The organism is Pseudomonas sp. B34(2017), from assembly GCF_002112915.1.
GTDB lineage: Bacteria > Pseudomonadota > Gammaproteobacteria > Pseudomonadales > Pseudomonadaceae > Aquipseudomonas > Aquipseudomonas pharyngis.
Map to the genome: position 1 here is coordinate 122,553 of NZ_NEJA01000009.1, position 23,924 is coordinate 146,476.

The 23,924-nt window shown below is 62.1% G+C and carries 24 protein-coding genes; 8 read left to right on the forward strand and 16 right to left on the reverse strand.

The annotated features are described in order from the left end of the window. The first annotated feature begins 14 nt into the window (after window positions 1-14). Complete coding sequence (gene greB, locus CAF80_RS26255) at window positions 15-512, forward strand: transcription elongation factor GreB (protein WP_039770483.1); 498 nt, start codon at window positions 15-17, stop codon at window positions 510-512. Between the two features lie 3 nt (window positions 513-515). Here the strand turns inward: greB and CAF80_RS26260 are convergent, their stop codons facing one another. The 3 genes from CAF80_RS26260 to CAF80_RS26270 all read right to left on the reverse strand — a co-directional run bounded on the left by CAF80_RS26260 (window position 516) and on the right by CAF80_RS26270 (window position 3,038). Then, window positions 516-824 (reverse strand): hypothetical protein, encoded by a 309-nt coding sequence (locus tag CAF80_RS26260; protein ID WP_011335317.1) that lies wholly within the window; start codon window positions 822-824, stop codon window positions 516-518. Between the two features lie 250 nt (window positions 825-1,074). Further along, entirely contained in the window at window positions 1,075-1,509 is a 435-nt protein-coding gene (locus tag CAF80_RS26265) for a DoxX family protein (RefSeq protein WP_007950955.1), read from the reverse strand. A 107-nt stretch (window positions 1,510-1,616) separates the two neighbouring features. Continuing rightward, entirely contained in the window at window positions 1,617-3,038 is a 1,422-nt protein-coding gene (locus CAF80_RS26270; protein ID WP_074687998.1) for a transglycosylase SLT domain-containing protein, read from the reverse strand. A 235-nt stretch (window positions 3,039-3,273) separates the two neighbouring features. Between CAF80_RS26270 and CAF80_RS26275 the strand changes: the two genes are divergently transcribed. The 3 genes from CAF80_RS26275 (at window position 3,274) to CAF80_RS26285 (ending at window position 6,156) form a co-directional block, all read left to right on the forward strand. Further along, on the forward strand, window positions 3,274-4,080 hold the full coding sequence (locus CAF80_RS26275; protein ID WP_085668138.1) for a TatD family hydrolase: 807 nt from the start codon (window positions 3,274-3,276) through the stop codon (window positions 4,078-4,080). 108 nt (window positions 4,081-4,188) lie between these two features. Continuing rightward, window positions 4,189-5,670, forward strand: coding sequence for a methyl-accepting chemotaxis protein (locus CAF80_RS26280; protein WP_085668137.1), 1,482 nt, complete (start codon window positions 4,189-4,191; stop codon window positions 5,668-5,670). A gap of 120 nt (window positions 5,671-5,790) precedes the next feature. Further along, window positions 5,791-6,156, forward strand: coding sequence for an Mpo1-like protein (locus tag CAF80_RS26285; RefSeq protein WP_085668136.1), 366 nt, complete (start codon window positions 5,791-5,793; stop codon window positions 6,154-6,156). 1 nt (window position 6,157) lies between these two features. On the opposite strand, the gene CAF80_RS26290 is transcribed toward CAF80_RS26285, so the two are convergent. The 3 genes from CAF80_RS26290 to CAF80_RS26300 form a co-directional block, all read right to left on the reverse strand. Further along, window positions 6,158-6,952 carry an acyl-CoA thioesterase II gene (locus CAF80_RS26290; RefSeq protein ID WP_039770494.1) on the reverse strand — a complete coding sequence of 265 codons (795 nt, stop codon included), beginning with the start codon at window positions 6,950-6,952 and terminating at the stop codon, window positions 6,158-6,160. Window positions 6,953-7,073: 121 nt separating this feature from the next. Next, window positions 7,074-7,841 (reverse strand): CHAD domain-containing protein, encoded by a 768-nt coding sequence (locus tag CAF80_RS26295; RefSeq protein ID WP_085668135.1) that lies wholly within the window; start codon window positions 7,839-7,841, stop codon window positions 7,074-7,076. Window positions 7,842-7,918: 77 nt separating this feature from the next. After that, window positions 7,919-8,197, reverse strand: a complete 279-nt coding sequence (locus CAF80_RS26300; RefSeq protein WP_007950948.1) for a hypothetical protein — start codon at window positions 8,195-8,197, stop codon at window positions 7,919-7,921. A gap of 216 nt (window positions 8,198-8,413) precedes the next feature. Here CAF80_RS26300 and CAF80_RS26305 point away from each other — a divergent pair, with 216 nt between their 5' ends. Continuing rightward, the gene (locus CAF80_RS26305; RefSeq protein ID WP_011335324.1) at window positions 8,414-9,451 is read left to right on the forward strand and encodes a patatin-like phospholipase family protein; all 1,038 of its coding nucleotides are present in this window, start codon (window positions 8,414-8,416) and stop codon (window positions 9,449-9,451) included. Here the strand turns inward: CAF80_RS26305 and CAF80_RS26310 are convergent. The 6 genes from CAF80_RS26310 to kdpF all read right to left on the reverse strand — a co-directional run bounded on the left by CAF80_RS26310 (window position 9,448) and on the right by kdpF (window position 17,662). Beyond that, window positions 9,448-10,146, reverse strand: coding sequence for a response regulator (locus CAF80_RS26310; RefSeq protein WP_039770498.1), 699 nt, complete (start codon window positions 10,144-10,146; stop codon window positions 9,448-9,450). The two genes, CAF80_RS26305 and CAF80_RS26310, sit on opposite strands and share 4 nt — an antisense overlap. Before the next feature lie 48 nt (window positions 10,147-10,194). Next, a complete protein-coding gene (locus CAF80_RS26315) occupies window positions 10,195-12,846 on the reverse strand; it encodes a sensor histidine kinase KdpD (RefSeq protein WP_064598368.1) in 2,652 nt (883 codons plus the stop codon). 128 nt (window positions 12,847-12,974) lie between these two features. Beyond that, entirely contained in the window at window positions 12,975-13,520 is a 546-nt protein-coding gene (gene kdpC / locus CAF80_RS26320) for a potassium-transporting ATPase subunit KdpC (RefSeq protein WP_039770506.1), read from the reverse strand. A 272-nt stretch (window positions 13,521-13,792) separates the two neighbouring features. Beyond that, a complete protein-coding gene (kdpB, locus tag CAF80_RS26325; protein ID WP_085668134.1) occupies window positions 13,793-15,859 on the reverse strand; it encodes a potassium-transporting ATPase subunit KdpB in 2,067 nt (688 codons plus the stop codon). A gap of 10 nt (window positions 15,860-15,869) precedes the next feature. After that, a complete protein-coding gene (kdpA, locus tag CAF80_RS26330; RefSeq protein WP_085668133.1) occupies window positions 15,870-17,564 on the reverse strand; it encodes a potassium-transporting ATPase subunit KdpA in 1,695 nt (564 codons plus the stop codon). Between the two features lie 8 nt (window positions 17,565-17,572). Next, the gene (kdpF, locus tag CAF80_RS26335) at window positions 17,573-17,662 is read right to left on the reverse strand and encodes a K(+)-transporting ATPase subunit F (protein ID WP_007950940.1); all 90 of its coding nucleotides are present in this window, start codon (window positions 17,660-17,662) and stop codon (window positions 17,573-17,575) included. A 302-nt stretch (window positions 17,663-17,964) separates the two neighbouring features. Here kdpF and eat point away from each other — a divergent pair, with 302 nt between their 5' ends. Then, window positions 17,965-19,329, forward strand: a complete 1,365-nt coding sequence (gene eat, locus CAF80_RS26340) for an ethanolamine permease (protein WP_039770512.1) — start codon at window positions 17,965-17,967, stop codon at window positions 19,327-19,329. A 119-nt stretch (window positions 19,330-19,448) separates the two neighbouring features. Beyond that, window positions 19,449-19,616, forward strand: a complete 168-nt coding sequence (locus tag CAF80_RS26345; RefSeq protein WP_007950938.1) for a DUF2897 family protein — start codon at window positions 19,449-19,451, stop codon at window positions 19,614-19,616. 45 nt (window positions 19,617-19,661) lie between these two features. On the opposite strand, the gene CAF80_RS26350 is transcribed toward CAF80_RS26345, so the two are convergent. Then, window positions 19,662-20,513, reverse strand: coding sequence for a DUF1989 domain-containing protein (locus CAF80_RS26350; protein ID WP_085612191.1), 852 nt, complete (start codon window positions 20,511-20,513; stop codon window positions 19,662-19,664). 175 nt (window positions 20,514-20,688) lie between these two features. Between CAF80_RS26350 and CAF80_RS26355 the strand changes: the two genes are divergently transcribed. After that, the gene (locus CAF80_RS26355) at window positions 20,689-21,246 is read left to right on the forward strand and encodes a TetR/AcrR family transcriptional regulator (RefSeq protein WP_085668132.1); all 558 of its coding nucleotides are present in this window, start codon (window positions 20,689-20,691) and stop codon (window positions 21,244-21,246) included. Here CAF80_RS26355 and fabF read toward each other — a convergent pair. From fabF to CAF80_RS26370, 3 genes are all read right to left on the reverse strand, one after another. Further along, window positions 21,243-22,517, reverse strand: a complete 1,275-nt coding sequence (gene fabF, locus CAF80_RS26360; protein WP_085668131.1) for a beta-ketoacyl-ACP synthase II — start codon at window positions 22,515-22,517, stop codon at window positions 21,243-21,245. The genes CAF80_RS26355 and fabF overlap by 4 nt on opposite strands. Window positions 22,518-22,543: 26 nt before the next feature. Next, window positions 22,544-23,338, reverse strand: a complete 795-nt coding sequence (locus tag CAF80_RS26365) for an SDR family oxidoreductase (RefSeq protein WP_085668130.1) — start codon at window positions 23,336-23,338, stop codon at window positions 22,544-22,546. A 214-nt stretch (window positions 23,339-23,552) separates the two neighbouring features. Further along, complete coding sequence (locus CAF80_RS26370) at window positions 23,553-23,888, reverse strand: ComEA family DNA-binding protein (protein WP_039770521.1); 336 nt, start codon at window positions 23,886-23,888, stop codon at window positions 23,553-23,555. Window positions 23,889-23,924 lie beyond the last annotated feature (36 nt).

Consider the following 23,924-nt stretch of genomic DNA (forward strand, 5'->3'; position numbering starts at 1 on the left):
CAAAAGAAGTTGCCATGAGCCGTTATCGCCCTCCCCGCACCGCCGGCACCGCGCTGATCACCCCCGAGGGTGAAGCGCGGATGCGCGCCGAATTCCATGAGCTGTGGCATGTGCGCCGACCGCAGGTGACGCAGTCGGTCAGCGAAGCGGCGGCTCAGGGTGATCGTTCGGAAAATGCCGAGTACACCTACGGCAAGAAAATGCTGCGCGAGATCGACAGCCGCGTGCGCTTTCTCACCAAACGCCTTGAGGCGTTGAAAGTGGTCAGCGAAAAACCGAGTGACCCGAACAAGGTCTACTTTGGCGCCTGGGTGACCATCGAAGACGAGGACGGCAAACAGTCGCGCTATCGCATCGTCGGCCCGGACGAACTGGACTTGAAACTCGGCCTGATCAGCATCGACTCACCGCTGGCCCGCGCCTTGATCGGCAAGGCGCTGGATGCCGAAGTTCGGGTACAGACGCCAACCGGCGAACAGTTCGTCTACATCGTGGCGATCGAATATCCCTGACACTCAGCGCCGGGTGATCAGGCCCTGGCGTGCGACGCGGGTTAATTGGCGAATCATTTCCGGCGCCTCTTCACGGCTCGGGGCCTGAATGACGGCCAGATCGAAACTGTCATCGGCAAAACGCGCCAGCGACTCACCGTCTTCAACGAACTGGATCAGGAATGCGGCAGGACCGCCGCTGCGACGTGGCCAGCCATCGAGATAACGCAACAGCGTCGGCTGATGTTTGCCGCCAAGCAGGATTTTCGGATTGCGCTGGGTGATATGTGCCGTGATCGGCGCGGGACGTGCTGGAGGGCGTAGTGCATTCATCGTGTCGTGTCTCTGCCTCAAAAGTCTGCATGGCAGGTGAGAGGCAACACCGAACCAGCGCTTTAGCGGTATTTCGAAGCCCTGTTCCGGCTTCTGACGGCAACTGAAGAATAGTCACCTGGCGCCCCGCAAGTAGCTGTTTAAATCGGCGCATGAGCGGCATCCTAGAGAACGTGACCGCCCAGTGTCAAGAATCAGCCGCAACAAAAAAGGCCCGCAGAATGCGGGCCTTTTGCTTGAGCCAGAGCGGTCAACCGGCGATGGCGCGATCCACCGAGAGCTTGCCGGCACCTTCGATCAGTACTGCCAGACTGCCGCCAAGCAGAGCCAGGGCAAACTCGTAACCGTTGTTGGCCATGAACAGTCCGTTGCTGATGTGTACGGTGAAGATCGCCACCAGAGACAGGAAGGTCAGACCCAACGCCGCCGGGCGAACCAGCAGGCCGATGATCAGCGCCAGACCAGCGAAGAACTCGGTACCGCCGGCCAGGGTGGCCATCAGGTAACCCGGGGTCAGGCCGATGCTTTCCATGTATTGCGCGGTGCCTGCCAGACCGTAGCCACCGAACAGACCGAAGAGTTTCTGCGAGCCGTGGGCAGCGAAGATCACGCCGACGGCAATGCGCAGAATGGTCAGACCGTAGCCGGCGCGGGTGAACAGAACCTTGTTGATCAGAGAGCTCATGTTGCGTTTCCTTGTTGTCAGAAGTGCTTGTTGGTTGGCCGCTATATTAATCAGTTATTTTCATGTTAAAAGCGCAAAAATTCCGCCATAACAATCAACTTATTTGATCATTTGCGTGAGACAACTTTCTGCCCCCCGGGCTCCAACGACTCCCGCTCCCGGTCGAACGCCAAGTAATACTTGTTCACGCTATTAACATAGCTGACGGGGCCCATTCCCACCTGCTCCATGGCGATGCGCTCGACCTGAAAGAACCACTGGTTGGGATTCAGGCCGCGACGCCGCGCTTCGGCACGCATGCCTTGCACTCGCTCCGGACCAATGTTGTAGGCCGCCAGGGTGAACGCCATGCGCTCGCGCTCATTGAGTTTCGGACTGTTGAAGAACTTGCGGCGGATCATCGCCAGGTACTTGGCCCCGGCCTGCACATTCGCATCGAGATTCTGGATGTTGTTGACGCCAACCCGCTGTGCCGCCGACGGGGTGATCTGCATAAGCCCGGTCGGCCCGCTGCCGCTGCGCGCGTTGGGCTGCAGCGCCGATTCCTTGAAGGCCAGCGCCGCCAGGTTGAGCCAGTCCATGTTTTGCGCTTCGGCGTGCTTCTGCAGTGTCGGTCGCAGTTTTTCCAGACGCTGACGGTCAGCCTTGGCCAACGGATAGTGCACTTGATAGAGACGGCGGTAGATCCGCAGGAAGGCCGCATCTTCGTTCGCCGGCTTCTTGTAGCCGGTGAGGAAGCGGTCGATGCTCGCCCGCAACATCGACGCATCACGGCGCACGAACCAGTATTCCTCGCCCGGCTCGTTGATCATTACCTGCCGGTCGAAACGCAGCTTGGGCAGGATCTTGCCCCAACGCTCGGCAATCGGTTGCTCGACGATGGTCAGGTGGAAAATCCCGCCCTGAACCATCTCAAGCACATCCTCGACCGCCAGCGTTGGATCGACCCATTCGATCTTGATCGGCGCCAGTTTGTGCAGCGCCAGTTTCTGGTTGAGCTGGCTGACCGCCTCCCCCGCCGCACTGCCGGTGGGCAACGCCAGGGTTTTGCCGGCCAGTTGTTCAACCTTGGTGTAGCGCTTTTCACCCTTGATGCCGACCAGCACCAGCGGCACGTTGCTGGCAATCGGCTCGCTACTGGCGACTGCGTGGCCCGGTTGCAGCTCGAGCAGTTCGCCCGGCGCCACCAGATCGCCTTCGCCACGCTGCAACGCACCGAGCAATTGATCCTTGGCTTTGGGGATGATCTTGAGGGTGATTTCCTGGCCGTCGCGAGCGTGGCCGTTGAGGTATTGCTCGAAGGCGCGCAGCCGGTGGTATTCGATGCCGATGGCCTGGCCCTGGACTTCGCCGGAGCTGTTGCGGCTCTGGTTGACCAGCACCCGCAAGACGCGGCTGCTGCGGATTTCGGTCAGGTCGCGAACCTTGGCGGCCGGCACGGCTTGCAGTGGTCCGGGCAGCCGCGCGACCGCCGTCATCGGCAACAGCAGCGAACCACACAGCAGGAGCAAAACCGAGGGACGAATCATCCACTCTCCGGAAAGAATACGGGGCGTTTCACCGCTGAGCGGTCGTAAAACACCGACGAAAACAGAGCGCCTGGAGCGCTGATAAAGTGCGAGAGACTGGCACAGTGATGGCAATTCTGCCAACCCGGCCTGCTACGCGGCCTCAACAGACAGCCATAAGCCGTTGTAGTTCTTGGCTTTTCTTATAAATCTACAGCTCTGATATGCTTTCCGGCCTTCGGCCCGAGGTAGCACCATGCAACTCATCGATATCGGCGTCAACCTGACCAACCCCAGTTTCGCCGACAAACACCAGGCCGTGCTCGACCGCGCCTACGCTGCCGGGGTCTGCCAACTGGTGCTGACCGGCACCAGTGTCGAGGGCAGCGAACAGGCGCTGGAACTGTGCCAGCAACTGGATCCGGACGGCCAGCGACTGTTTGCCACCGCCGGCATTCACCCGCATTCGGCCAGCGACTGGAACGCCGACAGCGCACGGCGTCTGCGCAGTCTGCTGCTGGAATCGAACGTGGTGGCGGTGGGCGAATGCGGACTGGATTTCAACCGCGATTTCTCGCCGCGCCCGCAGCAGGAAAAAGTCCTCGAAGAACATCTGGCGCTGGCCGCCGAACTGCAATTGCCGGTGTTCCTGCACGAGCGTGATGCGAGCCAGCGCCTGCTGGAAATCCTCCGTGACTTCCGCGACCGATTGCCTGCCGCCGTGGTGCATTGCTTCACCGGCGAGCAGAAAGCCTTGTTCAGCTACCTCGATCTGGACCTGCACATCGGCATCACCGGCTGGATCTGTGACGAGCGTCGCGGCACCCATTTGCATCCGCTTGTGAAGGAGATCAAGCGCGGTCGCCTGATGCTGGAAAGCGATGCGCCGTATCTGCTGCCACGCACACTGCGGCCAAAGCCGAAGAACGGGCGCAACGAGCCGGCGTATCTGACCGAAGTGCTGCGTGAGGTTGCGCTGCATCGAGGCGAAACCGAGGAAGATCTGGCGGCCCACACCACCGCCTGCGCGCGGGCGTTCTACGGTTTACCTACCCTGCCCTGAAAGAGGCAGATGCATCGGTTGTTGATGCACATCAAGAACCGGGCACCTGGGTAGCGGCACAATAATGGCACCTTGCCAAAACTGTTTCCGCTATCAGAGAAGACCTCCATGGGTGCCTGGCTTAGCAATATCTCGCTGAAATACAAATTCTGGGCGGTCAACGCGGTCGCCTTTGTCACCACCCTGTTGCTGGTGCTGTACGCCGTGCAACTCGAACAACAGGCCCGCAGCCATGCCGCGCAAACCTCGGCCCAGGCCCAGGCGCAGTTGCTCAAAGCGTGGCCGGCCGGACAGGCCTTACCCAAATCCGATCAGGTACTGACCTTCAAACGCGGTGAAGCGCCGCGCCTCAACGATCAACCGCTGCTGGAAATCACCGACAGCAGCGGCTGGATCGAGATCAGTCACTTGCCATTGTTTGGTGAAAACCCGCTGCTCGGCGCCGAGGTCTTCAGCCGCGCCGATGGCCAGCAAGTCGCCGTGATCGCCTACGCCCCCAGCCTCAGCCAGGTGTTCAGCGAGCGATTCGCCAACTACGCGGTGGCGGTGTTCATCCTGATGCTGGCGATGCTCGGCGCTTCACAGTTGTTGATCCGTTTCCTGCTCAGCCAGCTCAACACTCTCAAGGACGTGATGCTGCACGTGGAGAAAACCGGCGACCTCGCCGCCCGGGTGCCACTGGCCTGCAAGGATGAAGTCGGGCAGATGGCCAACGCGTTCAATGCGATGCAGGCCGGTTATCAGCGAGTGGTGACCACCGTGGCCAACACTGCGCGGCAACTGGACGTCGGCGCCGCGCGACTGGCGTCGAGCATGAACGAGGTGCGTCACGGCATGCTCGGCCAGCAGAGCGAAACCGATCAGGCCGCCACGGCGATCAACGAAATGACCGCCACCGTCTACCACATCGCCCAGCACGCCGGCGCCACACGCGACCTGTCGCAGACCGCCGATGGCCTGGCCGGCAGCGGCCAGCAAGTGGTCACTCGCGTCCAGCATTCGATTGCCGGCCTGTCCAGCGGCGTGCAGCAGACTGCCGAGATGATCCAGCGCCTGGCCGAGGACAGCCAGAAGATCAACGGCGTGGTCAGCGTGATCCACAGCATCGCCGAGCAGACCAATCTGCTGGCGCTCAATGCCGCCATCGAAGCGGCCCGTGCCGGGGAAATGGGTCGCGGGTTCGCGGTGGTCGCCGATGAAGTGCGCAACCTCGCCAAACGCGTACAGACCTCCACCGATGAAATCACCACCATGGTCTCGGCATTGCAGGCGGGCACCCGCGATGCGGTGGATTTCATGCAGGAGAGTTCGTACAAGGCCGACGACTGCGTGCAGCAGGCGCAAGAGGCGGGAGAAGCGCTCGCGGAAATTACCGGAGCGGTGGCGCAAATGCGCGAGAGCAACACGCAGATTGCGGTGGCGGCGGAACAGCAGAGTCAGGTGGCTGAAGAGATGAACCGCGCGGTGGTGAGCATTCGCGATGTGACCGAGAACACCGTGCAACAGACCGTGGATTCGGCGACTACCAGCAACGAGTTAGCGACGCTGGCCGGGGAACTGAACAAGGCGATCGGCCAATTGAAGCTCTAGGAGACAACATCAAGATTGGCCATTGTTCCTATCACTTCAATAGCCAACCTTGATTCGCCGCCCTCGCTGCCCGGGCCTATTCTTCAACCATGTACTGAACATGGATCGAGGAGCAGCAACATGGGCAAACGTCACCCCAACCTTCCCGCGTGGCAATGGCGCGCGTACCCGAACAACCATCAGCACCCAACCAATCTGGTGCTGCACCTGATTGCCGTGCCGCTGTTCATCGTTGCGTTTCTGTTGATCGTCTCAGGTGTGTTCAGCGTGAGTCTGGCCAGCGTGGCGATCGGCGTGATCGGCATCATCGCGGCGCTGGGTCTGCAGCGTCACGGTCACAGCCTGGAGGCGCAAGCCTCCGAGCCGTTCAGTGATCGCAAGGACGCCGTTTCGCGGCTGCTGGTCGAGCAGTTCCTGACGTTTCCGCGGTTCTTCCTCAGTGGCGGCTGGTATCGCGCCTGGCGTGAACGCCATCGCCGCCATTGAGTCAGGCGAAGATCGTCACCGTCTGCCGACTCATGGCAATCAGTTCACCCTTCGCGCTCCACAGCTTGGCGGCGACATGGCCATAACCGTCAGCCGCATATTCGATGTCCGCCAGATACTGGCACCAATCCAGCGTGCTCAAATCCCGTAACGGCTGAACGAATTCGATGGTCCAGGTCAGGGTGCTGCCCGGTGCCGGTTTCTTCAGGTACGGCAACAGCGCGGGTGGCCAGGCATCGACCAGCGCCAGCAGATGCGCCTCGTTGACCGGCTCTTCCTTCACATCCCCACGCAAACGCACCCAGCCGCCCATCAGCCGCGATTGAGTGCCGGTGAACGGCATGCCGCCGACACTCCAGCGCATCGCCAGATGACGCATGAACTCGGGGGTTACGCCTTTGATGTACGGCAGCTCCTGGCAGTCGTCCCAGTGTTTCATCTCCGGTGCGGGATAGGCTTCAACCGCCACTTCCGATGGCCGCGAAGCCCCGAAGCTGCCTTGCACCATCGTCACCACCTGACCGTTCTGCACCGCACGCCCCAGCACCTGGCTCACCGCTTTGCCTTCGCGCAGCACCTCGACTTCAAAGCTCACCGGCACTTCGGGCTCGACCGGGCCGACGAAAGTGATCGCCAGCGAACGCACCGGCCGATCGGCAGGCACCCTCGTACGCATCACTTCAAACTGCAGCGCGGCCACCAATCCGCCAAAACTGGCCCGGCCCTGCCCCCACTCCGCCGGAATCGTGACCTCCGGTTGACGACGGACAGCATCGATCAGATCGCAAAAGCGCATGGAAACCTCGGACACGAAAAAGGGAATGACCGGATCTTAACCAGCGCGGCAGAGCGGCGCAGCGTCCATTCCGGTCAAAGAGACTGACAGATAAGACAGCGATGCTGCGCGCCAGCGAGTTTCAGGACTTGAAGCAGGCTACGCTGAGTTTTTCCAGCACCCGGTCGGCCTTGACTTCGGCCTTGGCCATGGTTGCCTGCCACGTGGCGACGCAGGGTTGCAGATCCTGCTCCAGTTCGGCGCGTGCCAGCCATTGCCAGCAATCGTGCCAGTCACCGAGGGCGCCTTGTGCGGATTTCAATCGGGGTAATGCGGCTTCGGGCAGTCGATCGAGTTCCGGGTAAGCCTCAATGCCGTAGCGCACACGCTTGATCAGCAGGCGCAGGCGATGGCGGTCGTGGGCCGGGTCGTGCAGCGCCACGTCGAGGTGCTTCCACTGTTTGCCCAGACGTTTTTCGAGGCGTTTGTCCAGGCGCTTGAGCAATCCCTGGCGCTGGGACGCACGCAGAAAACGTGGAAAGGCATCGATGATCATCAGCAGCGAAGCCACTTCGGCGCTGGCCGCCAGCGTCGGGTACGCCTCGGCCATTTGCGCCATCCGGCGCTGTGCAGCTTCCGGCTGATCATGTTTGATCAGCCAGGCCGCCAGCACCTCGCGGTCGCGCCACGGCGTGGTCAGTTGCCCGACGCTGGCCGCCGCGCTTTCCAGTTGTTCGACACCGGGCAAGCCGCGCAACGGTCGCAACAGACTGCGCAAGCGCCGTACGGTAGTGCGCAGGTCGTGCAGCGCTTCAGGGTCGGTCCGCGCGGTCAGACGCGCCTGACAGGCCAGCAGCCGCACTTCCAGGCTCAGGACATGGGCCACCAGCCGATCAACCAACGCAGACATCGCTTGCTCCTGAATTCAATGACTTTGCACGAGTGTGCGCCGGCGCAAGCGACCTGCCCTTGCGCTACGTCAGCAGCTTAGCGCCCGGCGCGGGACTCGCGAATGTAGAAACGTGCTTTTTCGGCTTTCTTGGTGCAGCCTTCGAAGCCTTCGAATTGCTGCTGGGTCTTGGCCGCCGTCAACAGCGACAGCGCCTTGGAATAGCTGACGGTGCCGGCAAAACCTTCGGCCTTGGCCAGATCCAGTTCATGCCACGCCGCGTCGAGTTGGCTGCCGCAGCTGTCACGATAAGCGGTCTTGCCGGCGCAACCAGCCAATGCCAGAGCCATCAACGGCACACAGATCCAGGCTTTCATCACTCACACCTCAAAGATAGGTCAACAGTCGTGCAGGTAAGACGGTGCGGCAGGGAAAAAGTGCCTTGCGTCCCGCAATTGCACCGCACGGCCAAGATAACGCCGACGGGTCATGAAGTATCGAAAAAACGACGCCATCGCCGCCCCGAACGACCCCGGCGATTGAAGCCCGGCCCTCGATGGGTGCATTGTGCAACCTTGTCGGGAGGAAGTTTGATGAAAAAGCGTGTCGCGCTGGTGCTGGGCTCCGGTGGCGCCCGGGGCTATGCCCATATCGGGGTCATTGAAGAGATTGAACGACGGGGCTATGACATCAGTTGTATTGCCGGCTGTTCCATGGGGGCCGTGGTCGGCGGAATCTACGCCGCCGGCAAGCTCGACGAGTATCGCAACTGGATCGAAAGCCTGGATTATCTCGACGTGCTGCGCCTGGTGGACGTCAGCTTTCGTCTCGGCGCAATCCGTGGCGAAAAGGTTTTTGGCCAGATCCGCAAGATCGTCGGCGAAATCAACATCGAAGACCTGCGCATCCCCTACACGGCGGTGGCCGCCGACCTCACCAATCAACAGGAAATCTGGTTCCAGGAAGGCTGCCTGCATCAGGCGATGCGCGCCTCGGCGGCGATTCCCAGCCTGTTCACTCCGGTGATGCAGGGCAACCGGATGCTGGTGGACGGCGGCATTCTCAACCCGTTGCCGATCGTGCCGGTGGTGTCGAGCCATTGCGACCTGATCATCGCGGTCAATCTCAACTCGACCAACCAGCGCCATTACAAATTGCCGGTGATCCAGCGCCCCGCCGCGTTCCGCACGCGCTTCGACAGTCTGATCAGTTCACTCGGTTCGAAGATGCCGTTCCGCCGCAAACAGGCCGAGCAATTGCTGTTGCTGGAACAGGAAGCGTTGCGTGCCGAAGCGGCGGAAATCAATCCGTGGGTCGAAAGTGCCGAGCCGGAAGCCCAGCAACCCGCCGCCGCGCCTGAACGCGACGGCGCACCGAAATCCGCCACCGGATCGTTCATCGTCGATAACGTCGGGCCGGCTTCATTGCTCGATCTGATCAACCAGAGTTTCGAGGTGATGCAGACCTCGCTGGCGCAGTACAAGATCGCCGGGTATCCGCCGGACATCCTGATCAACGTGCCGAAGCGAGTGTGCCGGTTCTTCGAGTTCTACAAGGCGCCTGAATTGATCGCGCTGGGTCGCGAGATCGCACGGGATACCCTCGACCGCTATGAGAGCGAACAGAACTAAAGGCTGCTCTCGCTCAACAAGCGATAACCGACGCCGGCCTCGGTCACGATAAACCGGGGCCGGGTCGGATCGTCCGCCAGTTTCTGCCGCAGATGCCCGACCACGATCCGCAGGTAGTGGCTGTCCTCGGTGTGAGTCGGGCCCCAGATGTCCTTGAGCAATTGCTGCTGGGTGATTACCCGCCCCGGATGCCGCGCCAGTTGCGCCAGCACTGCGTATTCCTTGCGGGTCAGGGCAACTTCAACGCCGTCCAGCAGCACCCGGCGATACGCCAGGTCCACGGTCAGCGGGCCGAAATTCAACGCGGCCTGCTGCGCTTCCCCGGCCGGTGCCTGACGCAGCAACGCGCGCACCCGGGCGAGAAATTCCTGAATGCCGAACGGTTTGGTCACGTAGTCATTGGCGCCGCCATCCAGCGCCTGGACCTTCTGCCCTTCGCTGGCGCGCACCGACAGCACCAGCACCGGCGCCGTGGCCCATTCGCGAAACTCGCGCAGCACTTGCTGGCCGTCCATGTCCGGCAGGCCGAGGTCGAGCACCAGCAGATCGGGTTTATTCAGCGCCGCCTGGGCCAGGCCCTCGGCGCCGGTGCCTGCCTCCAGCACTTTGTAGCCCTGGGAAGCGAGGCTGATACGCAGGAACTTGCGGATCTGCGGTTCGTCATCGATGACCAAAATGGTCGCGGTCTGGCTCATGAATTCACATCAACACAAAAGAGTGGCAAGAGAGTAGCGCAGCGCGGATCAGGCTTCACCGTCCATCCCCGGTTGCGTCTGCAGGGGCAGGTGCAGGGTGATGCAAGTGCCGCGCCCGTCGATGCCGTCGCCGACACTGATCCGCCCGCCATGGGCGCCGACCATGCCCTGACAGATCGCCAGCCCCAGCCCCGTGCCCTGCCCGCCGCGATCACCCCGGGCGGCGGTGTAGAACATGTCGAAAATCTTCGCTCGCTCATCGACCGGAATCCCCGGCCCTTCATCGCTGACCGAGAAAAACACTTCGCTGTCATCCACCCCGGCGCGCAGTTGCAAACGACCGTGGGATGGCGAGAATCGGGCGGCGTTTTCCAGCACGTTCACCAGTGCCTGCTCGATCAACGCGGCATGCACGTACAGCAGCGGCAACTCGGCCGGTACATCGGTGCTCACTTGCAACGACGACAGCACCGCCCGCAGACGATTGAGCGCACTGCCGACGATGTCCGCCGGCGACACCCAGTCCCGCGCCAGCTTCAGGGCGCCGTGGCCGAGACGGGTCATGTCCAGCAGGTTCTGGATGTAGCGGTCGAGACGCTCGGCTTCATCGCGGGTGCCTTCGAGCAGCTCGCGGCGATCCTCCAGCGGGATCGCTTCGCCGAGGGCCAGCAGGCTGTCGATGCTGCCGCGCATCGAGGTCAGCGGCGTGCGCAGATCGTGGGACACCGAGGCCAGCAAGGCGCTGCGCAATTGTTCGGTTTCACCGTGCAGACGCGCGGCTTCCAGGTCATCGGCGAGTTGCGCCCGGGCCAATGCTTGAGCCAGGGGCTGGCTCAACGCGGTCAGCAAACGACGGCGTTGGCCGCTCAAGGTCTGGCCTTCTTTGGCGCATACACCGAGCAGCGCCAGCGGTCCGTCCTCCACTGACAGCGGCCACCACCACCAGCGCCCGAACGGCAAGGTGCCGGTGCCCATGCCCGCCGGTTGATCGTGTTGCCAGGCCCAGTCGGCGGCGGCGCGCTCGGATTCAGTGAATTGCAGCGGCCCGCCGGTTTCGACTTTCCAGCCGCCCTGCCCGTCGCGATTGAGCAGGCACAGCTGCAGATCGCTCCAGCCATTGAGGTGTTGGGCTGCGGCGCTGACCACGGCCTGACGGTCGGTGGCGGCGGTGAGTTTGCGCGACAGGTCGAGCAGTTCAGTGGTCTCTTCCTGGGTATCGCGCAGCGCCTGCAATTGCCGCCGCTGACGCGCCGCGAGATTGCCGGTGAGCGCCGCCATCAGCAGGAAGAACAGCAAGGTCAGCACGTCTTCTTCGCGCTGGATGCTGAAGGAGAAATTCGGCGGGATGAACAGAAAGTCATAGGTCAGAAACGACAGCGCCGCACAGGCCAGCGCCGGGCCGAGACTGCTGCGCACCGCCACCAGAAGCACCGCCGCAAGAAACACCAGCGAGATATTCGGCAACGGCAGCACGCTGGAGACCGCCCACGCCAGTGCACTGGCCAACAGCGTCGCGACCAGCGCCAGCGCGTAGTCGAACCACACCAGCGTCGGCGCGACACGCGGGCGCGGTTGATGCTGTTCCTGATCACTGTCCAGCACGTTGATTTCCAGGCCATGGGCCTGACGCAGCAAACGCGCCGCCAGCCCACCACCGAACAGACGCCTGCGCAGGCGCGGCCGCGACTGACCGACCAGCACCAGACTCGCCCGCCGTTCCGCCGCATGCTGGATCAGGGTTTTCGCCACCTCGCCGGCCCGCAGCAGCACCACTTCGCCGCCGAGGCGTTCCGCCAGTTGCTGGGCGCTTTGCAGGCGCAGGCGCGATTGCTCGTCGCGCACGCTGCCGTTGTCGACGTGCACCAGACTCCACGGCAAATGCCGACGCTGGGCCACCCGACTGGCGTGACGCACCAGCCGTTCAGCCTGGGCATCGCCATCGACGCCGACCAGCAAGCGCCCGCGTACCGCCGGCGCGGCCTGGCCGAGCTGGCGATAGCCCTGAGCGAGATCGTTATCGACTTGCGCGGCAGCGGTCTGCATCGCCAGTTCGCGCAGCGCGGTGAGGTTGGTCTGGGTAAAAAATGCATCGATCGCCGCCCGTGCCTGCTCCGGCACGTAGACCTTGCCTTCGCGCAGGCGCTCGAGCAGTTCGCGGGGCGGCAGGTCGATCAGCAGCAGCTCATAGGCTTCCTGCAACACCCAGTCCGGCAGGGTTTCACGAACCTGCACACCGGTGATGCCGCGCACCTGATCGTTGAGACTTTCCAGGTGCTGGACGTTGACCGTGGTGTACACGTCGATGCCGGCGGCGAGCAGTTCCTGAATGTCCTGCCAGCGTTTGGCGTGACGACTGCCGGGGGCGTTGCTGTGGGCCAGCTCGTCGACGAGTACCAGTTTCGGTTTGGCGGCGAGCAGACCGTCGAGGTCCATTTCCTCCAGCGTCACGCCACGGTATTCCGAGCGCACCAGCGGCAGTTGCGGCAAGCCGCCAAGCAGCGCTTCGGTTTCGGCGCGGCCGTGGGTTTCGACCACCCCGGCGATGACTTTCACGCCCTGGCGCAATTGGCTGTGGGCCGCCTGCAACATCGCGTAGGTCTTGCCCACGCCCGGCGCGGCGCCGAGGAAAACCTTGAGCCGGCCGCGTCCGTCGCGGGGCAAGTCTGCTAACAGCGCGTCGGCACGGCCGGAGTCACTCATGCTTGAAGCTCTCTTCCTGATGTTTGTGTATTGCCTGGACTGCCGTCATCGCTGGCAAGCCAACTCCCACAAGGGGAATGCGTGCTCCTGTGGGAGCTGGCTTGCCAGCGATTGGCCGCGCCACCGATTCAGAGCTTTTCCAGCGCCATGTTCAGCGCCAGCACATTCACCACCGGCGGGCCCACCAACGGCTGTTCGATGTGCGCGTCGAGCAGTTGCTGCAAAGTCGCTACCGGCACATTACGCGCGGCGGCAACACGCGCCAGTTGATAGGCAATCGCCGCCGGTGGCAAGTGCGGATCGAGACCGCTGCCGGAGGTGGTCAGCAGCGCCAACGGCACCGGGCCCTGACCGGGCACCTGCAGCTTGTTGGCGTCGTCGATCACCCGAGTGGCCAGCGCCGGATTGCTTGGCGACAGGTTGCTCGCACTGCTCGACACGGTGGCAAAGGCACCAGCCGAAGGACGCGGATGGAACCAGGCATCGCCGACAAAATCCTGAGCAATCAGCGAGGAGCCGCGCACCTTGCCTTCGGCATCGCGCACCAGGCTGCCGTTGGCCTGCTCGGGGAAGGCGACCTGGGCAACGCCGGTCACCACCAGTGGATAGGCAACGCCGGTGACCAGGGTCATCAGCACCAGCAGGCTCAGGGCCGGACGGATCATTGTGGACATTTCAAAATCCTCGAATTCATTGGGCAAACTTTGGTGGGGTGTCAGGAAGATCCCTCCCCCTCACCCCAGCGCTCTCCCCCAAGGGGGCGAGGGGGAAAGGGAACCGATCTTTGTGCTTTTCAAATCCTGAGTTCGGCTCGATATCTCAGGTCGATGTAGCTCTTACAAATACCTCGGTCAGTCCCCTCTCCCTCCGGGAGAGGGTTAGGCGGGCGGCGTTCCGATGAGGGCTGGATCTCAAGCCGTGTAGAGATCCAGCAAACACCGCTCACTCAAACCAGATGCAACGCCGTCAACAGCATGTCGATCGCCTTGATCCCCACGAACGGCACCACAATCCCGCCCAGGCCATAGATCAGCAGATTGCGTCGCAGCAGCGCCGCCGCGCTCGCCGCCTGCACCCGCACACCACGCAGGGCCAACGGAATCAGCACCACGATGATCAAAGCGTTGAACACGATGGCCGACAGGATCGCGCTCTGCGGACTGCTCAACTGCATGATGTTCAGCACGCCGAGCTGCGGGTAGATCGCGGCAAACAGGGCCGGCAGGATCGCGAAATACTTGGCCACGTCGTTGGCGATGGAAAAGGTCGTCAGCGCGCCACGGGTCACCAGCAATTCCTTGCCGATCTGCACCACGTCCAGCAACTTGGTCGGGTCGCTGTCGAGGTCGACCATGTTGGCCGCCTCACGCGCGGCTTGTGTGCCGTCGTTCATCGCCATGCCGACGTCAGCCTGGGCCAGCGCCGGGGCGTCGTTGGCGCCGTCACCACACATCGCGACCAGACGACCGTCGTTCTGCTCGTGACGGATGCGCGCCAGTTTCTTCTCTGGCGTCGCTTCGGCCAGTACGTCATCGACGCCTGCTTCAGCGGCAATCGCGGCAGCAGTCAGCGGGTTGTCACCGGTGACCATCACCGTGCGGATCCCCAGCTTGCGCAGCTCGGCGAAACGCTCGCGGATGCCTGGCTTGACCACGTCTTTCAGGTGGATGGCACCGAGCAGCTTGCCGTCGGCGCAGACCAGCAACGGGGTGCCGCCGCTCTGGGCGATTTTGTCGATTTCCCGGGACAGCGCCGGGGCCAGATCCTTGCGTTGTTGACCGAGGAAGGCCAGCAGCGAATCCACCGCGCCCTTGCGGAATACACGGCCCTGGTAGTCCACACCGGACAAGCGGGTTTCCGCACTGAACGGCACGGCAGTCAGGGTTTCCGGCGAAGGTTCCGGCTGCGGATTGGAGCCGCGCAGGTACTCGACGATGGACTTGCCTTCAGCGGTTTCGTCAGCCAGCGAGGCGAATAGCGCGCCTTCGGCCAGCTCACGGGCATTCACGCCCGGCGCCGCATACACCGCGCTGCAACGACGGTTGCCGAAAGTGATGGTGCCGGTCTTGTCCAGCAGCAACACGTGCACGTCACCCGCTGCTTCCACCGCACGGCCGGACTTGGCGATCACGTTCAGACGCACCAGACGATCCATCCCGGCGATACCGATGGCCGACAGCAGCCCGCCAATGGTGGTCGGAATCAGCGTGACCAATAACGCCACCAGGAACACCAGCGGCAGGCTGCCGTTGGCGAAGTGGGCGAACGGTTGCAGGGTCACGACCACCAGCAGGAAGATCAGGGTCAGGCCGATCAGCAGGATGTCCAGCGCCACTTCGTTCGGGGTCTTCTGGCGTTTGGCGCCTTCGACCAGCGCGATCATGCGGTCGAGGGTCGATTCACCGGGGTTGGCAGTGATCTTCACCAGCAGCCAGTCGGACACCAGCCGAGTGTTGCCGGTGACGGCGGAACGATCGCCACCGGACTCGCGGATCACCGGCGCCGATTCGCCAGTGATCGCCGCTTCGTTGACCGCCGCGATGCCTTCGATGACCTCGCCGTCACCGGGGATCATCTCCCCCGCTTCGACGCGCACCACATCACCCTTGCGCAGGCTGGTGGCCGGCACGACCTGGAAGCTGCCGTTGGCCAGTTTGCGTCGGGCGCTGAGGCCTTCGCTGCCAGCCTTGAGGCTGTCGGCGCGGGCCTTGCCGCGACCTTCGGCGAGCGCTTCGGCGAAGTTGGCGAACAGCACGGTGAACCATAGCCACAGTGCGATTTGCGCAGCGACGAAGGTCGGCACGCTGCTGTCGGGAATGAAGCACAGCACGGTGGTCAGGATCGCCGTCAGTTCGACCACCAGCATCACCGGCGAGCGCTGCAACTGGCGCGGGTCGAGCTTGACGAACGCTTGCAGCAGCGCCGGACGCCAAAGGGCGCTGATCGCGGTTTTGGGCGCCTCTGTCGACTTGGCAGCTGCCGCTGGTTTTGAAGCTGGAACATGCATATTCATGATGGATTCCTTAGAAGCCCATGCTCAGGTGTTCAGCGATTGGGCCCAGTGCGAGGGTCGGCAAGAAGGTCAGGCCGCCCACCAGCAAAATGGTCACGGTCAGCAGGGTCACGAACAGCGGGCCGTGGGTCGGGAAGCTGTTCTGGCCGATCGGAGCGGTTTTCTTCATCGCCAGGCTGCCGGCCAAAGCCAGTACCGGGAGGATGTAACCGAAGCGGCCGATCAACATGCCAAGGCCGAGCATCAGGTTGTGGAACGCGGTGTTGGCGCCGAAGCCGCCGAATGCCGAACCGTTGTTGGCACTGGCCGAGGTGTAGGCGTAGAGCAACTGGCTGAAACCGTGCGGGCCGGGGTTGCTCACCGCCGCCACCGGGCCCGGCAGGCTCGCGGCAATCGCGCCCAGCACCAGCACGCCGACCGGCATCACCAGCAGGGTGACAACCAGCAACTGCACTTCACGGGCCTGGAGTTTCTTGCCGAGGTATTCCGGGGTTCGGCCGATCATCAGGCCGGCGAGGAACACCGCGATCAGCACGTTCAGCAACATGCCGTAGAGCCCCGCGCCGACGCCGCCGAAGATCACTTCACCGACCATCATGTTGACCAGCGCGACCATGCCGCTGAGCGGGTTGAGGCTGTCATGCATGCCGTTGACCGAACCGTTCGACGCCGCCGTGGTGGTCACCGACCAGAGCACGGTGGCAGTGGTGCCGAAGCGCGCTTCCTTGCCTTCCAGCGGCGCGGTCTGTTCCACGGCCATGTTGTTCAAGGCAGGGTTCGGTTGATACTCGGCCCACAGCGAAGTGGCACCGCCGATGATGAACAGCGCGAGCATGCAACCGATGATGGCGCGGCTCTGACGCAGGTCCTTCACGTAGTGGCCGAAGGTGAACACCAGCGCGACCGGGATCAGGATGATCGACGCGACTTCGAACAGGTTGCTCCAGGCGGTCGGGTTCTCGAACGGATGCGCCGAGTTGACGCCGAAGAATCCGCCGCCGTTGGTGCCCAGTTGCTTGATCGCAATCTGGCTGGCAGCCGGGCCGAGCGGGATCACCTGATCAACGCCCTGCATCGTCACTGCATTCACATATTGGGCGAAGGTCTGCGGCACGCCCTGCCACACCAGGTACAGCGCCAGCAGCAGGCACAGCGGCAGCAGGCCGTAGAGGGTGGCGCGGGTCATGTCGACCCAGAAGTTGCCGAGGGTTTTGGTGGACTTGCGCCCGATGCCACGGCACAGCGCAACCAGCACGGCGAGGCCGGTGGCGGCGCTGACAAAGTTCTGTACGGTGAGGCCGACCATCTGGCTCAGGTAGCTGAGCGACGCTTCGCCGCTGTAGGCCTGCCAGTTGGTGTTGGTCATGAAGCTGACGGCGGTGTTGAACGCGAGGGTCCACTCCTGGCCCGGCAGGTTTTGCGGGTTCAGCGGCAGGTGATCCTGGAACAGCAGGATCGCGAACAGCAGCAGAAAACCGGCGAGGTTGAACGCCAGCAGCGCCAGCGTGTACTTCTGCCAGCTCTGTTCGTCCTGCGGATTGACCCCGGCGATGCGGTAACAGCCACGTTCGACCGGGCCGAGAATCGGCGTCAGCCAGGTACGCTGGCCCTCCATCACCTTGTAGTAGAAGCGCCCGAGGAACGGCGCCGGCAGCAAGACCACCGCGAAGAAAGCGAGGATCAGCCAATAGTCATAACTGTGCATAGCCGCTCCTAAGTCCGATCCGCGCGCAACAGCGCAACCAACAGATAAATGAACAGCCCCACTGCCAGCAGCAGTGACACCCCGTCCAGAACGCTCATGGAAGATCTCCGTGTTACGGCGTATTGCCGCGTGTGGAGGCATTGTCGGAAAGGAGGCCGTAAAGGAACGAGAGCGAGGGTGTGGGCGGGGCATAAAGAAAGCGTAAAGACTGTGTTTATGCCTTCTTTACGACTGTATCCGGCTATAGGCGCACCTGACTGGCGCACGCAAATGTGGCCATCGAGCCGCGAACATCCCCGATACGACAGCTTTCATCCCATTACGACCCGCCAATACAAAATGGCACGCCCACTGCACACGCCCTTCCCCGAGCTTTCCAAACCGTTCAGGGAGCAAACACATGAACACACAACTCAAACCCACGCTGGGCACCTTGCACCTGTGGGGCATCGCGGTGGGGCTGGTGATTTCCGGGGAGTACTTCGGCTGGAGTTACGGCTGGGGCGTCGCGGGAACCCTGGGTTTCCTGGTGACTTCGTTCATGGTCGCGACCATGTACACCTGTTTCATCTTCAGCTTCACCGAACTGACCACGGCGATCCCCCACGCGGGCGGGCCGTTCGCCTACAGTCGCCGCGCCTTCGGTGAAAAAGGCGGATTGATCGCCGGGCTGGCGACGCTGATCGAATTCGTCTTCGCCCCGCCGGCGATTGCCTTGGCGATTGGCGCGTACCTGAACGTGCAGTTTCCGGCGCTCGATCCGAAACACGCGGCGGTCGGCGCGTACATCGTGTTCATGGGTCTGAATATTCTTGGCGTGAAACTGGCCGCGACCTTCGAATTGATCGTCTGCGTCCTGGCCGTCGCCGAGCTATTGGTGTTCATGGGCGTGGTCGCCCCGGCGTTCAGCTTCAGCAACTTCGCCCTCAACGGCTGGGCCGGTTCGGACATCTTCGGCGCTCCGGCGATTGCCGGGATGTTCGCGGCGATTCCGTTTGCGATCTGGTTTTTCCTCGCCATCGAAGGCGCAGCCATGGCGGCCGAAGAAGCCAAAGACCCTAAACGCACGATTCCCAAGGCCTACATCAGTGGCATTCTGACGTTGGTGTTGCTGGCCATGGGCGTGATGTTCTTTGCAGGCGGCGTCGGCGACTGGCGCACCCTGTCGAACATCAACGACCCGCTGCCTCAGGCAATGAAAGCGGTGGTCGGCGACAACTCCGGCTGGCTGCACATGCTGGTGTGGATCGGTCTGTTCGGGCTGGTGGCGAGTTTCCACGGGATCATCCTTGGCTATTCGCGGCAATTCTTCGCCCTCGCCCGCGCCGGTTACCTGCCCGCCTCGCTGGCTAAACTCTCGCGGTTCCAGACCCCGCACCGGGCGATCATCGCCGGCGGCGTGATTGGCATCGCGGCGATCTACAGCGACGGCCTGATCAACCTCGGCGGCATGACCCTCACTGCCGCGATGATCACCATGGCCGTGTTCGGCGCAATCGTGATGTACATCATGAGCATGCTCAGCTTGTTCAAACTGCGTAAGTCCGAACCGAATCTGGAGCGCACCTTCCGCGCGCCGTGTTATCCGCTGATTCCATTGATCGCGCTGGCGCTGGCCGTGGTGTGTCTGGTGGCGATGGCCTGGTTCAATGCGCTGATCGGGCTGATCTTTCTCGGCTTCATGGCGGTCGGTTTCGGCTACTTCCTGTTGACCGGCCAATTGCGCGCCAACGCTCCGGCAGACGCCATGCTCACCGGACTGTAAACCGCGACGGGCATAACCGGCCTAGAATGGAACCACTGCGAATGCACTTCGCTCAAAGTGGTATGCAGCGTCGCACGGCGAAACCCTCGCCCGTCGACCTGCCTTTAAGGAGAGCCGTTATGCCCTGGTATGCCTGGTTGATTCTGGTCGTTGCAATCGGCTCGATCGTCGGCGGTCTGATGATGTTGCGAGACACCGCCAACAAGGTCGAACTGACCGATGAACAACGCAAGCGCGTCGCTGAACGCAATGCCGAAGCGGACATCAAGGACGCGCAGGACCGCTGAACGAAAAACCCCGCCTGAATCGGCGGGGTTTGTTTTTTGTCGCGATTATTTTTCCCAGTCGGCCTTGGCAATGTGCAAGCCATGCAGGCCTTTGTACGCTGCACGTTCAGGCTGGCTCCAGCCTTCGAGCAGCGCATCGTCCAGACGATAGATCTCCACCCCGAGCGGGCGGCATACCGTCAGCGGATCCTGCGCGTCCGGCCCCCACATCGCCAGTGACAGATCACCACCGGGACAGGTCGACAACGCGCACAGCAAGTCGATTTCGGCGAAGAACTCCAGGTAATCGCCCTTCTGCGCCGGACAGGCCTTCATGAAATACAGATCATCGTGATTCAGGCCGGTGCACTGAAAGATGTTCAGCACATCATGCACGTCGAACTCGGTCAGGCCATGAGGCAACACGGCGCGGGTCAGGTTGGAATGGCAGTGATGATGGAAATCCTCGCCGGTGAGCATTTTGTTCACATAAGGATCGCAGCGCGTGCCGAGCAAATCGTGCAGGCGCCCGCCGTGCTCGTCGATGCCATAGTCGGCCAGGCTGTCATCGGTGATGGTCACCAGAGGTCGCAGGAAAGGCAGGTTCGACCAGAGGCGATCGTGGGTGCTGACATGCGCACCCTGCAATTGCCGGGTGCGCGCCGCCCACATCCGTTCGCGCGGATCGTGTGCGTTCCACACATTGAAATCGCCCACTTGGGGCCCGACCGGTGTGGTGACACGAAACACATGCCCCGCCGGCACATGCCAGGCACGGCCGGTGCGGATCGGTACTTCGAATTGTTCGATCAGCGTCCGCCCGTCCTTGCGGTCTCGAATCCGTTCGTAGAAAGGTGTATCGACCTGCAACGCCGAGCCTTTGCTGACCTGATAGGCGGCCGGGTAGTCTTTGTACATGATTCTCCTGCTCCTCAAGCGATGGCAACTTTGCAAGCTGCAACCACTATCCGTGCCAACCGCGAGTGGCTGTTACGAACATGTCGGAGTCACCGGCCGTTTTTTTAGAAGTAGAAGTACAGTCACCATTCAATTTGCATTGGTTAAGATGGCGATCTTGTTGCGGAGAGTTTAAATGCGTTACTCGCAGGATCATAAAGCCCAGACCCATCAGCGCATTATCAAGGAAGCGTCCGAGCGGTTTCGCAAGGACGGCATCGGTGCGACCGGACTGCAGCCATTGATGAAAGCGCTGGGCCTGACGCACGGCGGTTTCTACTCGCACTTCAAGTCCAAGGACGAACTCGTTGAAAAAGCACTGCAAGCGGCCGGAGATCAAGTGGCCGGCTTGTGTGCGGAGATCTTCGCCCAGGAAAACCCGCTGGAGCTGTTCATCGACACCTACCTGTCCGAGTGGCATCAGACCACGCCGCATGAAGGCTGCCCGCTGGTTACCATTTCATCGGAGCTGGGGTTGCGCGGCCAGCCGAGCCCGACCAGCGATGAAGTGCTCAAGGCGCGCCTGGGCCAGATCGAAGGCACCCTTGAAGGCGAGAGCACCGCCGAGCGCAGCATCGTCATCATGGCGACACTGGCCGGGGCGCTCCTGCTGTCACGCAGTGTCGCGGATCCTGAATTTGCGCAGCAGATTCTGGACGTCACCCGCGAACACCTCAAACGCTCGGAAGACTAAGCCTGCCAGCGCTTGAACAGCACGCTGGCATTGACCCCACCGAAGCCGAACCCGTTGGACAACGCATACTCGATCGGCATCGACCGCGCCTGACAGTGGACGATATCCACGCCTTCGCTGGCCGGATCGGGATTTTCCAGATTAAGGGTGAGCGGAACGATCTGATCGCGGATCGCCAACAGCGTGAAGATCGCTTCCAGACCTCCAGCCGCCCCCAGCAAATGCCCCGTCGCGGATTTGGTCGAGGTCACGGCGATCCTGTTTTGCACACCAAATACTGATTTGATTGCGGCCAGTTCACCGAGGTCGCCCACCGGTGTCGAGGTCGCATGTGCGTTCAGATGCTGCACCTGATCCGGCGCGATACCGGCCTGGGCCAACGCCAATTCCATTGCCCGCCGTGCACCGCTGCCGTCTTCCGGCCCGGCGGTCAGGTGATAGGCATCGGCGCTGGTGCCATATCCGACCAGTTCAGCCAATGGCTGCGCCCCCCGTGCCAATGCGTGCTCCAGGGACTCGATCACCAGCAGCCCGGCGCCCTCGCCCATCACGAACCCGTCACGTCCGCTGTCGAATGGACGCGAGGCGCGTTCAGGGGTGTCGTTGTAGCCACTGGACAAAGCCCGCGCTGCCGCAAAACCGGCAAGACTGACGCGATCGATGCAGGCTTCCGCACCGCCGCACACCGCGATGTCGGCCTCACCGGCACGAATCAGCCGGGCCGCATCACCGATCGCCTGCACGCCGGCGGCACACGCGGTGACCGGCGCACCGAGCGGGCCCTTGAGACCGTGCTGGATCGAGACATGCCCTGCGGCGAGATTGACCAGAAACGAGGGAATGGTGAACGGCGACAACCGTCGCGGACCACGACTGTCGGTGGTGCGTACCGCATCGGCGATAGCGCCGAAGCCGCCGACACCGGAGCCGATGATCGTGGCGGTGCGTTCCTGAGCGCCGGATTCGGTCGGGTGCCAGCCGGCCTGTTCAAGCGCCTGCCGCGCAGCCTCCATCGCGAACAGAATGAAACGGTCCATTTTCTTCTGTTCTTTGGGCGGTGTGGCGCGATCCGGATCGAAACCGGCTTCGGCGTCCTCCTCCATCGTCGGCACCACGCCGCCAACCCGGGTCGGCAGATCGGCAATCACCGCTTCCGGCAGATTTCGCAATCCCGAACGCCCGGCCAGCAGGCGCTGCCAGACGACTTCGACGCTGCTTCCCAAGGGCGATACCAGGCCCATACCCGTGACAACTACTCGACGCTGATCCATATCGGGTTGACCTCTCTCGACTTGATTTACTTGTAACGACTGGCGGCCGAGCTATGGGACAGATTGGGCGCCATCACATGGCGTGCGGCGACGAAGGCTTGCCATTCCCCGGCATCGGGCAGCGAAGGAATCGTGACGAGCTCGCCCTGATCCAGACCGGACAACGCGGCATCGACCATCTCGCCCGCCTCCATGACCATTTCCGCCGGAATATTGGTGGCATCCAGACCCGAACGCTCCCAGATTTCGGTGCGCGTCACTCCGGGCAGAACCGCCTGCACCTTGACACCAGTGCCTTCGAGTTCCGCATTCAGCGTTTGGGAGAGGCTCAATACATAAGCCTTGCTGGCACTGTAGGTGGCATTGAAACGCTCAGGAAACAGGGCAACCACCGATGCAATGTTGATGATCGTGCCGCGCCCGGCGCTGGTGAAAGCAGCGGCGGCGGCCGAAGCCAGTCGGGTCAGGGTCGTGACATTCAGCTGGATCAGCTTCTCCAGTTCATCGGGATCGGCGTTGGCCAGCAATCCGTTGGACGCTACGCCAGCATTGTTGACCAGTAGCGTGATGCTGGAATCGCTGCGCAGACGCTGCTCAAGCTTGATCACATCATCCTTTTGCGTCAGATCGGCCTTGAGCACTTCAACTTCAACGCCATGGACGTCTCGCAGTTTGCTCGCAGCCGATTCCAGACGCGCCTTGTCACGAGCGACCAGCAGCAGATCGAAACCACGCGCCGCCAGTCTCTCGGCGTACACCGCACCAATACCGGAAGAAGCGCCCGTGACCAGCGCCGTACCTTGGGATTTCGGGGAATTCATGACGATACTCCTGGGATGCGTGAGGAATGAACGACCGCTGAAAAGCAGAAGGCTTCAGTGGCGACTGAAATTATTATAGGCATAATCTCAAGCCAATATGACAGCCATAATTTTCTATTTCCCGACGGAAAGGCTGTCACCCTCCTGTGTTGTGCTCCACCTGGAAGCAAAAAGGGCCGGTCAATGACCGGCCCCTTGGCGTTGAACAATCAGCTTAGTTCACTTCCAGCTTGTCGCGATTACGATCCAGAATCGCCTTGCCGATACCCTTCACTTCGAGCAGTTCATCCACGGACGCAAACGGCCCATTTGTTTCACGATAAGCAACAATCGCTTTCGCCTTGGCCTCGCCCACGCCTGCCAATTCCTTTTGCAGAGTGGCCGCGTCGGCACCGTTCAGATCGACCTTCTGATTTTCAGAAGTGGCTGACGCGTCCATCACCACGGCTGCCTTGTTCGCTTCTGAAGAAGCCAGAGGCGCAGCAATGGCAGCAATAGAGGCGCTGGTCAGCAGGGCAAAAATCAGGGAGTAGAAATATCCGGTACGCATAAGTGACGCTCCATCATCAATTGAGAAAGCAGCTTT